The sequence below is a fragment of the Spirillospora sp. NPDC049652 genome (genome assembly GCF_040675125.1).
GTDB lineage: Bacteria > Actinomycetota > Actinomycetes > Streptosporangiales > Streptosporangiaceae > Spirillospora.
This window is the reverse complement of the sequence record NZ_JBFAOF010000184.1, coordinates 1-9960: the sequence shown is the minus strand read 5'-3', so window position 1 is coordinate 9960 and position 9960 is coordinate 1. Positions and strand designations below refer to the sequence as shown.

The 9960-nt window shown below is 70.2% G+C and carries 9 protein-coding genes and 1 other RNA gene; 8 read left to right on the top strand and 2 right to left on the bottom strand.

Going from position 1 to position 9960, the window contains the following annotated elements; genetic code table 11:
- Nucleotides 1-342: 342 nt before the first annotated feature.
- Nucleotides 343-1464: a peptide chain release factor 2 gene (prfB, locus tag AB0J52_RS15025; protein ID WP_500182155.1), complete on the bottom strand. Its 1122-nt coding sequence runs from the start codon at nt 1462-1464 to the stop codon at nt 343-345.
- A 150-nt stretch (nt 1465-1614) separates the two neighbouring features.
- Between prfB and AB0J52_RS15020 the strand changes: the two genes are divergently transcribed.
- Complete coding sequence (locus AB0J52_RS15020) at nt 1615-2679, top strand: DUF8094 domain-containing protein (protein ID WP_500182154.1); 1065 nt, start codon at nt 1615-1617, stop codon at nt 2677-2679.
- A gap of 84 nt (nt 2680-2763) precedes the next feature.
- Here AB0J52_RS15020 and AB0J52_RS15015 read toward each other — a convergent pair whose 3' ends face one another.
- Nucleotides 2764-2949, bottom strand: coding sequence for a hypothetical protein (locus AB0J52_RS15015; RefSeq protein WP_500182153.1), 186 nt, complete (start codon nt 2947-2949; stop codon nt 2764-2766).
- A 375-nt stretch (nt 2950-3324) separates the two neighbouring features.
- Between AB0J52_RS15015 and ftsE the strand changes: the two genes are divergently transcribed.
- From ftsE to AB0J52_RS14980, 7 genes are all read left to right on the top strand, one after another.
- Complete coding sequence (gene ftsE / locus AB0J52_RS15010) at nt 3325-4014, top strand: cell division ATP-binding protein FtsE (RefSeq protein WP_117361649.1); 690 nt, start codon at nt 3325-3327, stop codon at nt 4012-4014.
- Nucleotides 4015-4170: 156 nt separating this feature from the next.
- Nucleotides 4171-5076 (top strand): permease-like cell division protein FtsX, encoded by a 906-nt coding sequence (gene ftsX, locus AB0J52_RS15005; protein WP_500182152.1) that lies wholly within the window; start codon nt 4171-4173, stop codon nt 5074-5076.
- 154 nt (nt 5077-5230) lie between these two features.
- Entirely contained in the window at nt 5231-5704 is a 474-nt protein-coding gene (gene smpB / locus AB0J52_RS15000; protein ID WP_500182151.1) for an SsrA-binding protein SmpB, read from the top strand.
- 9 nt (nt 5705-5713) lie between these two features.
- Nucleotides 5714-7789, top strand: coding sequence for a penicillin-binding transpeptidase domain-containing protein (locus AB0J52_RS14995; protein ID WP_500182150.1), 2076 nt, complete (start codon nt 5714-5716; stop codon nt 7787-7789).
- A 347-nt stretch (nt 7790-8136) separates the two neighbouring features.
- Nucleotides 8137-8509: a transfer-messenger RNA gene (gene ssrA / locus AB0J52_RS14990) on the top strand.
- A 778-nt stretch (nt 8510-9287) separates the two neighbouring features.
- Complete coding sequence (locus AB0J52_RS14985) at nt 9288-9611, top strand: hypothetical protein (protein ID WP_500182149.1); 324 nt, start codon at nt 9288-9290, stop codon at nt 9609-9611.
- Between the two features lie 150 nt (nt 9612-9761).
- The coding region (locus AB0J52_RS14980) for a hypothetical protein (RefSeq protein WP_500182148.1) at nt 9762-9960 on the top strand (199 nt) is incomplete at its 3' end.

Genomic DNA, 9960 nt, shown 5'->3' with positions numbered 1-9960 from the left:
TGGCGCCCGCGTCCGACCCTCCGCACCCGGCGGCCAGCGGGACCCCGGCCAGCAGCGACACGGCGATACCCGGCAGACGGCGGGGGAGCGGCGCGCCGGAACGGCGGCGGAAGAGGGCGGGGCGGTTCTGGCCAGCGGGCATGGCGGCCCCCGAGGGGAGAGGCGACACTTTCCACACAACATCATCGCAGAGTCATGTCACCGTCACACTCTGAATGCGTTATGAGAGAGATGCCCGCTTCGCCGGTCTCGGCGGCGGTCCGAGGGGACGGACCGAGGGGAAGGGCAGAGGGGAAGGGCCGAGGCCCCCGAGAAACCCTCAGGGGCCCGTCGGGAGGCCCGTCAGGAGGCGGCGGCCTCGGACTCCTGCTGCCGCATCCAGCGGATCTCGGCCTCGATGAACTCGTCGATGTCGCCGTCCAGCACGGCCGTGGGGTTGCCCGCCTCGACGCCGGTGCGCAGGTCCTTCACGATCTGGTACGGGTGCAGGACGTAGTTGCGGATCTGGGTGCCCCACGAGCTGGTGCCCTCGCCGCGCAGCGAGGCCATCTTCTCGGCCTCCTCCTGGCGCTTGCGCTCCAGCAGCTTGGCCTGCAGCACGTTCATCGCGGTGGCCTTGTTCTGCAGCTGCGACCGCTCGTTCTGGCAGGACACCACGATCCCGGACGGGAGGTGGGTGATCCGGACCGCCGAGTCGGTGGTGTTGACGCCCTGGCCGCCCGGACCGGACGACCGGTACACGTCGATGCGCAGCTCGCTCTCGTCGATGTCGACGTGGTCGCTCTGCTCGACGACGGGGACGACGTCCAGGCCCGCGAACGAGGTCTGGCGGCGGCCCTGGTTGTCGAAGGGGGAGATGCGGACGAGCCGGTGCGTGCCGTGCTCGCCGCGCAGCGTGCCGTACGCGTAGGGGGCCTTCACCACGAAGGTGGTCGACTTGATGCCCGCCTCTTCGGCGTAGGACGTCTCGTAGACCTCGGTCGGGTAGTTGTGCCGCTCGGCCCAGCGCATGTACATGCGCTGGAGCTGCTGCGCCCAGTCGGCCGCGTCGACCCCGCCCGCCTGGGCGTTGATCGTGACCAGCGCCTCGCGCGCGTCGTACTCGCCGGACATCAGGGTGCGGACCTCGAGCTGCTGCACCGCCTTGAAGACCGCGGCGAGCTCGCCGTCGGCCTCCTCGCGGGTGTCGGCGTCGTCCATCTCGCCGGCCATCTCGTAGAGCGTCACGACGTCCTCGAGGCGCTGGCGCAGGGCGGTGACCCGGTTGTGCTCGGCCTCCAGGTGGGACAGCTTGCGCGTCACCGCCTGGGCCCGCTCCTGGTCGTTCCACAGCTCGGGATCGGCCGACTGCTCGCGCAGCCCGGCGATGTCCCGCTCCATGGCGGGCAGGTCCAGCACCTGCTCGATGCCGGACAGCGTCGCGTCGAGCTCCTTGAGCTGATCTTGCGGATCGATGGCAGCCACGTAACAGAGCTTATCGCCGTCCGGCCAGTGCCCGAGCGATCGCCCAATACCCTAGTGAATGGCACAATCACGATGGGGCGGCCACCAGGCCGGAACACAGGCCGACACAGCGGCCGACGCAGAGGCCGGAGCGGGTGGCGAGGGGGCGCGGTGCCAGGCAAGTACCGGGCGGTGACGACCGTCGTCGCGCTGCTCGCGCTGGCCGCGTCCGCCTGCGGGGGCGGCGGCAAGGTCAGGACGAAGGTCACCCCCGCCCCGCCGCGTCCGACGCCGACGCCCGTCGCGCTGACGCCGCAGCTGGCCGCCGACCGCTTCCGGTCCTGGACGGTCAACGACGACGTCGCGCGCGCGGCCGGGGACGAGCGGCTCGCCCTGAGCTGGGTCGTGGACGGCCAGTACCCGCTGACCGCCGCCGAGTTCCGCAAGGCCGCGCACGACGGCGACCCGGTGCCCCGGTTCACCTTCGGCAAGCCGACCTTCTACGTGCCGAGGTTCCAGGACGTCAGGACGTACCCGCAGTGGTTCGTCGCGGCCGTCCCCCGTACCGAGCAGGGCAAGCCCAAGAGCACCCGGACGGCGCTCATGGCGTTCATCCTGCGCTCCCCGGGCGACCAGTGGAAGCTGAGCCTGGAGACCGACCTCGCCCCCAAGGCGAAGACGCCCAAGGTCGTCCTCGACCCGCAGGGCTACGCGACCGCCCTGGAGACCGGCGACACCTCCGTCCTGATCCGGCCGCGCGACCTGCCCGGCATCCAGGCGACGATCGCGGCCGAGGGGCCGTCCAGCGTGGCGTCCAAGGTGATGGCGTCGGGGCCGGTCACGACAGGGATGAACGCCGCCATGCTGGCGGCCCGGAAGAAGGCCCGCAAGAAGGGGCTGGCGTTCTCCAGCGTGGTCGTCGCCACGCCCTACCCGATCTTCGCGCTGCGCGCCGAGCACGGCGCGGCGCTGGTGCTGTACTCCCTGATCCGCAACAACTCGCTGACCGTGAAGTCGAAGGACCGGCACAAGCGCAAGCCGCCGATCCCGCCGGAGACCGCCCACCTGCTGGACGGCGCCGTGCCCGGCTATGAGATCGACTACACCGAGACGCTCCAGCTCGCCGCGTCCGACCCGGCGAAGCCCAAGAGCGACGCGAACCTGCCGAAGGCCGACGTGGTCGGCTACTTCGGGACGGTCAGCAAGGCCACCGCGCCCCTCCCGAAGCCCAACTGACGCCCGGCCAGGGGGCCGGAGGGCCGGTCAGGCCCCGAACGCCCGTCCGGGCGGGGCGGCCGCGGGGACGGGTCAGGGGACGGGTCAGCCGTAGAGGCGCCGCAGCAGCAGCGCGACGAACAGCAGGGCCACCAGACCGGCCAGGACCAGCGCGGGCGGGACGGCCGGGCCGTGCCGGTGCACCTCGGCGCGGGCGGCCCGGCAGGTCGGGCAGCGGCCCTCCACGACCGGACCCGAGCAGTTCGAGCAGACCAGATGTTCGCAGCTCATCCGGCTGTTCCTCTCGATCGGGAACTATCTGTCACTGAGAACTTTAGGCGCGATTCCCCGGCATTCGCCGCGTCCCGGTTGTAAAGTCCTGCTGCCTGCCGCGGGTCCGGTGCGGTCGAGGCGGCCCCTTACCGCCTCTACACTGCACGGGGCCACGCGGTCCGCCGAGCCGGTCCGGTTCCGGCGGGGCGTGCGGCCGGACTCGGCGCAGGTGGGACGGGGTCTGAGGGCGGCCGGTTACCGGTTCCTCGGATTCAGCCCCTAAGGTCGAGTGTTCCGAGCCCGATGTAGGTCCGAGGGCTACGCTGAGTGGTCCGTCCCCTGGGACCGCGCGGGTCCTTCGCAAGAATGGTGCTGAACCGCCGTGATGCAGCCGTGATCCACTTCGACAACGTCACCAAGGCATACAAGAACCAGAACCGGCCCGCCCTCCAGCACGTGAACGTCGCCATCGAGAAGGGCGAGTTCCTCTTCCTGGTCGGCCCCTCCGGCTCCGGGAAGTCGACCTTCCTGCGGCTGATCCTCAAGGAGGAGCGGCCGTCCCAGGGCCACGTCCACGTGGCCGGGAAGGACCTGAACAAGCTGAGCAACTGGAAGGTCCCGCACCTGCGCCGCCGCATCGGCTGCGTGTTCCAGGACTTCCGGCTCCTGCCCAACAAGAACGTGTTCGAGAACGTCGCGTTCGCCCTCGAGGTGATCGGCAAGCCCCGCCGGTTCATCAACAAGGTCGTCCCCGAGGTCATCGACCTGGTCGGCCTGGAGGGCAAGGCGCACCGCATGCCGGACGAGCTGTCCGGCGGCGAGCAGCAGCGCGTCGCGATCGCCCGCGCGTTCGTGAACCGGCCGATGATCCTGCTGGCGGACGAGCCGACCGGCAACATCGACCCCGCCACCTCCATCGGCATCATGAAGGTGCTCGACCGGATCAACCGGACCGGCACCACCGTCGTCATGGCCACGCACGACGCCGCCATCGTCGACGCCTTCCGCAAGCGCGTCGTCGAGCTCGAGGACGGCCGGGTCGTCCGCGACCAGTCGCGCGGCGTCTACGGCCAGGCGTACTAGCGCCCCAAGGCCACCGAACCCGACGCCGGGACGGCGCGCATCCGGGGCGGACACCCCCGGGCACCGCCGCCCGCTCGGCCCAGCGGTCGCAGAGCGGTAGCCTGCACCGGCATTCGAAGCTCCCAGCGGGGCACAGGCGATCAAGGACAGCGAGGCATGCGCGCACAGTTCGTTCTCCAGGAGATCTGGATCGGTCTCCGTCGGAACCTCACGATGACGATCTCCCTCGTCATCACCGTCGCCATCGCCATGGCGCTCTTCGGCACCGGTCTGCTGCTGCACAACCAGGCCAACTCGTCGAAGAACTACTGGTACGACAAGATCGAGGTCTCGATCTTCCTGTGCGCCAAGACCTCCTCCAACCCGCAGTGCGCCGGCAAGGACGCGCAGCAGGGCGAGAAGGACGAGATCAAGGCCAAGCTCCAGTCGCTCCCGCAGGTCTCCAAGGTGGAGTACGAGAGCAAGGAGGACGCCTACACGCGGTTCAAGGACCGCTTCGCGTCCACCCCCGGCTTCGTCCAGAGCACCAAGCCCGGCGACATCCCGGACTCCTTCCGCGTCCGGCTGAAGGACCCCAAGCAGTACAAGGCCGTCTCCCAGGCCATGCTCGGCAAGGCCGGCGTGGACCAGGTGATCAACGAGCAGGAGATCCTGAAGAAGTTCTTCCGGATCCTCGGCGGCCTGCAGAGCGCCGCGCTGATCATCGCGGCGATCCAGGTGATCGCGGCGGTGCTGCTGGTCGGCAACACGGTCCGGCTGTCGGCGTTCAACCGGCGCCGGGAGACCGGGATCATGCGCCTGGTCGGCGCGTCCAACACCTACATCCAGCTGCCGTTCATCCTGGAGGGCGCGATCGCGGGCCTGATCGGCGGCCTGCTCGCGGCGGTGCTGCTGGTCTTCTCCAAGATGCTGCTGGTCGACCGGCTCGCGAGCAACATCCAGATGGCGTCCAGGCTGGGCTGGGGCTCGGTCACGCTGGTCATCATCGTGGCGATCTGCTTCGGCGTGCTGCTGTGCGCGGTGGCGTCCTTCCTCACCCTGCGCCGATACCTGCGCATCTGATCACCCGCCTACACTGGGCCGAGGTCCGGCGCAGCGATGCCGCCCCGTCCACTTCCGGACGCGGGCGGCTCGGCGTTGGGCCCGACGTTCCCGACCCGGCGCCCCGCACCGTCGCCGGGCCGGTGTGACCCGACCAGAACCGAGGCTGATTCCCGTGCCACGTGAGCAGGGGCGAAAGTTGATCGCCCAGAACAAGCGCGCCCGGTACGACTACGAGATCGTCGACACCTGGGAGGCCGGCCTGGTGCTCATGGGCACCGAGGTCAAGGCGCTGCGCGCCGGCCGGGCCTCGCTGGCCGACGGCTACGCGCACGTCATGGACCACGAGGTCTGGCTGGAGAACGTCCACATCCCGGAGTACACCGAGGGCACCTGGACCAACCACGCCCCGCGGCGCCGGCGCAAGCTGCTGCTGAACCGCAAAGAGATCACGAAGATCGAGCAGAAGACCGACGAGCCCGGCTGGACGCTGATCCCCCTGGCGCTCTACTTCCGGGACGGTCGCGCGAAAATCGAGATCGGGCTGGGCCGTGGTAAGAAGGCCTACGACAAGCGCCAGGCCATCGCCAAGCGCGAGGCCGACCGCGAGATGCAGAAGGCGGCCGCGGCCCGGCTCAGGAGACGGTGAAGGGTGTCGATGAACCTCCGAGGCCGCAGCAGGGTCCGCCGGACGATCTCGGCGGGGGCCTGCGTCGTCCTCGTCGGCGGCGCGGCGTCGGCGTGCTTCGCCGAGCAGTCGGCGATGCCCGCCGTCCGTGACTTCCTGGTCGCCTGGGAGGTCGGCAACTACCCCGCCGCCGCCGGGCACACCATGGGGGCCGACAAGGCGCAGGTGGCCGCCGCCCTCGGAGGGGTGCGCAGCCAGCTCGACGCGGCGGCGCTGAAGCTCGGCCTGCTGAAGGTGGTCAAGAGCGGCGACACCGCCACCGCCCAGTTCTCGGTCAAGATCGACCTGGGCGAGAACGGCGAACCATGGACCTACAACAGCTCGATGAACCTGCAGCGCGCGGGCTCCGGCTGGAAGATCCGCTGGGCGCCGTCGATCATCCATCCGAGCCTCAAGGAGGGCCAGCGCCTCGCGGTGGTCACCCGGGTCCCGGCGCGCGCGCAGGTCCAGGACCAGAACGCCAGGACGGTGCTGAAGGCCGTCCCCGCCGACCTGGTGGGGGTCCGCCCCGGACAGCTGAAGGACCCGAAGGCCACCATCACCCAGATGGTGAAGGTGACCAAGATCGAGGGCGGCCGGCGGCTGGACGGCGAGCGGCTGCTCGGCCGCGTCCGGTCCGCGCCCCCGCAGAACTTCCTCCCGCTGCTCACCCTCCAGCGCTCCAGCGGCGACAAGCTGATCGAGCGGCTCAAGCACGTCGAGGGCCTGGAGTTCAAGGTCGTCAGCGCGCCGATCCAGCCGCAGTTCGCGCCCGAGGTCGTCGGCGAGCTGGGCGCGGCCACCGCCGACCGCCTGCAGCAGGTCGGCGCCCCCTACCAGCCGGGCGACACGATCGGCGTCAGCGGCCTGCAACTGCTGCTCCAGCGCCGGCTGGCCGGCACCCCCTCGATCGAGGTCGTCGCGCAGGACCCGGAGGGCAAGGACGTCACGCCGCTGCGCTCCTGGAGCGGCCACGACCCCGCCCCCATCGTCACCACCCTCGACCGCAAGATCCAGCCGCGCGCCGACCAGGCGCTCGCGAAGGTCAAGTACCCGGCGTCGCTGGTGGCGCTGCGGCCCGGCACCGGCGAGGTGCTGGCCGTGTCGAACCACCGCACCGGCGGGCGCGACGAGGCCATGGAGGGCCACTACCCGCCCGGCATGGCATTCTCGTTCGTCACCGCGGACGCGCTGCTGCAGAACGGCGTCCCGAAGACCACGCAGGCCGAGTGCCCCGCCACGGCGAGCGTCGGCGGGCAGAACGTGTCCAACCCGTCCGGCAAGGCGGCCCGCACCAGCACCCTGGAGCGCGCCTTCTCCGTCAACTGCGCCACGACCCTGGCCCAGCTCGCGAGCAAGCTCCCGCCGCAGGCGCTGACACAGTCGGCGGCCAGGTTCGGCATGGGCAAGGACTGGGGCGGCCTCTTCCCGTCCTACGCGGGGACGATCCCGACGCCCGCCAACGACGGGCAGAAGGCGCTGATCGCGACCGGTCAGGGCGGCGTCACCGTCTCGCCGCTGGCGATGGCCGCGGCGGCCGCGAGCGTGTCGTCGGGCGTGTGGCGCCCGCCGTTCATCACCAAGGACCCGGTGGACACCCCGGCCGCGCGGCCCAACGTGCTGACCAACGCGATCGCCACCAGCGACCTCAAGCGGATGGTGCGCCGGTCCGTCCAGTCCGGCGCGGCGAAGGACGCCAACGTCAGCAACGGCGGCCAGGTGTCGGGCATGAGCGCGGTGGTGAACTACCAGGAGGGCGGGCAGACCAAGACGGTCTCCTGGTTCGTCGGGTTCCGCGACGACCTGGCGTTCGCGATGGCGATCGAGGGCAGGGTGAACGCGGCGAAGATCGCGGCGCTCTTCCTGAACGGCACCACGCCGAGCCCGCCGTCCACCACCAGGCCGTCGCCCGGCACGGGCAACGCCGGCGGGCGCCAGCCCACGGGCGGTAACGGCGGCCAAGGGGGAACCGGAGGGACCGGCGGCAACGGCGGCCAGAACGGTGGCACCGGCGGCCAGACGCCGGGCCGCACGGGCCAGCCGACCGTGCCGACGCACGCGCCCTGACCACAATCCTGTCACGTCGAGTGATTGTTCAATTGCTTTTTGGTGATCTCTTGACGTGATGGACGCAACCGCCCGGGCCCTCGGGGACGTCTACCAGGGTGACTGAGGACCGCTCGGGGGGTTGCGGACTCAGTCGCCGTGATGAGACCAGAGCCTCGTCTCGGGGGAGGCTCTGCCGTCCGGACCGGCCTGACCCTGCCGGTCGGCCCCGGTGGGCGCGACGTGTTCGCCGCCCACCGGGGCGTCACTTTCTCCGCCTGCCGGGAATCCCGTTGGCATCCGCGGCGTTCACCTACTAGTGTCTGGTGATGGACGCCCAGGCGTCCGACTTCTTGACAAGTCAACATGGGGGTGACCGGTCTCGACTTCGGTAGGTCGAGCCAGGGGAAGCGGGTCGAGGGTTGCTGTCGTGACCTCGTAAATCCTGTGACAGCAAACCTATAACTGCCAACAAGAAGCAGTCCGAGTTCGCTCTCGCCGCCTGAGGCGAGTAGCGACTCTGCCGGCCCGGGTACGTCTCCGCCCCGGGATCCGGCATCATCAGGAGACTCCACTCTGCCGCCCGGTCGCGGGGCAGTAGAGAACACCTAACAGCGACTGAGCCCGTCGGCGACTCGCCTGCGAGAGCGCCGGGGCTGAGAAAACGTCAAGCAGGCTGCGCCCGGAGAAGCCCTGACTCATCACCGAAGGACGCGGGTTCGATTCCCGCCACCTCCACGACACTGGCCCCGGGGCCGGAAGCGACGCTTCCGGCCCCGGGGCTTTTTGCTGCCCGCGGACCGCCCCTGGAGCCCCGGACCCCCGGCCGGCCGCGCCTCCCTCCCGTAGAGGACGTATCTGGGGCGCGAGGGCGGGGGGTGTGGAGGGCGGGGGCATGGGCGCGGCGCTCGCCCCATGCCGAGGAGCTGCAGCCCCAGAGAGGCGTTGGAGGGCTGGCGGCGTTGGGAGAGGCAATGGGGCGCGTCTGAGGGGCAGGCCAGGCGTGGAGCTAGCTCCGGACAGCGGTAGGGCGCCGATGTGGCCCTGGACGACGCTCTCTGGCGGCCTCGGCCGCTTGATGCTTCCTGGCGGGTCGCGGACGCTTGACGCTCTGTGGCGGCTTCGAGTGGGTCGCTGGGCGGTGGTCGTCTCCCGGTCTCCCCGGTGCGGGAGCGTGCGCTGCGTGCGGTGCCCGGGGTGATCGCGGCGGGTGGGTGGTGGAAGGCGAAGATGGTCGTTCCTTTTCTTTTCTCGGTGGGGTTGGCCGGAATTGCCGGGCGCCGCGCGACACCCCGAAGGAAGACACGGCGGGAAAACGTGTCGTCGGGGTTGGTGGCGAGAAATGTGGATTTGCCCCGAGGGCGTTTGTCATTGGCAGGTCAAGAAATGGCGAGCAACCCGCTAATCGTTCCGGCAGAGGTGGAAGTCGGCAAGATCAACGTGTTGAGTGTCCGTGGGTGCCCGGCCTGCAAGACGGGCACTCGGTCGAAATTCCACTGTGCACAGAAGGGGCTTCGGTATGAAGCGACTGGTGGCGACGGGGTTCATGGCCCTGACGGCGGGCGGCGTGATGATGAGCGCCTCCCCGGCTATGGCCTGGGAGGAGCCCATCCCGTCGAACATCCACTCCTCGCACTCGTCGAACGCGCAGGGCATCGGTGTCGAGACCTGCCGCGCCGTCGAGGTGGGCGCCGTGATCGGCGTGATCCTCCACAACGTCCTCGCCCAGGACGACGAGAGCGGCAACTGTGACAACGGTTCCAACGTGACCTACCGCACCGAGGTCGGCCACGGCCACCACGGCGGCTACTACGGTCACGGCTGGGACGGGTACCGGCGCTGATCGAGGGCCTTACCGGGCCGGGGGCGAGTTCGGCTCGCCCCCGGCCCGTTCGCTTTGTCCGGGATGTTTTCTCCGCCGGACAAAGCCGTTTCATCGCTCCCGCGGCATTCGTCGCGCGTCCGTGCCGGTGCCCATGCCGTCACCGGGCGCGTGGATGATTTCCGTCGGCGGGTCGTGAACCCCGAACGAAAGAGAACCCCCCTGGCAGAAAAGGCGCTCCTGCGGTCGTTCATCCACACCGCCGGAAACGTCTGGTTCGAGATTGACATCGGAAAAGCGGTGTCGGCGGCGAGCGCGTCCGGCCGGCGCCGAACCGGCCCGGGGTCTCCCGCCGCGGGCTGTCCGTTCG

Bases quoted from the DNA above. Each gene is read 5' to 3' on its own strand.
- AB0J52_RS14985 (WP_500182149.1), top strand. From the start codon at position 9,288: ATGAAGCGACTGGTGGCGACGGGGTTCATGGCCCTGACGGCGGGCGGC.
- AB0J52_RS14995 (WP_500182150.1), top strand. From the start codon at position 5,714: ATGAACCTCCGAGGCCGCAGCAGGGTCCGCCGGACGATCTCGGCGGGG.
- AB0J52_RS15015 (WP_500182153.1), bottom strand. From the start codon at position 2,949: ATGAGCTGCGAACATCTGGTCTGCTCGAACTGCTCGGGTCCGGTCGTG.
- ftsX (WP_500182152.1), top strand. From the start codon at position 4,171: ATGCGCGCACAGTTCGTTCTCCAGGAGATCTGGATCGGTCTCCGTCGG.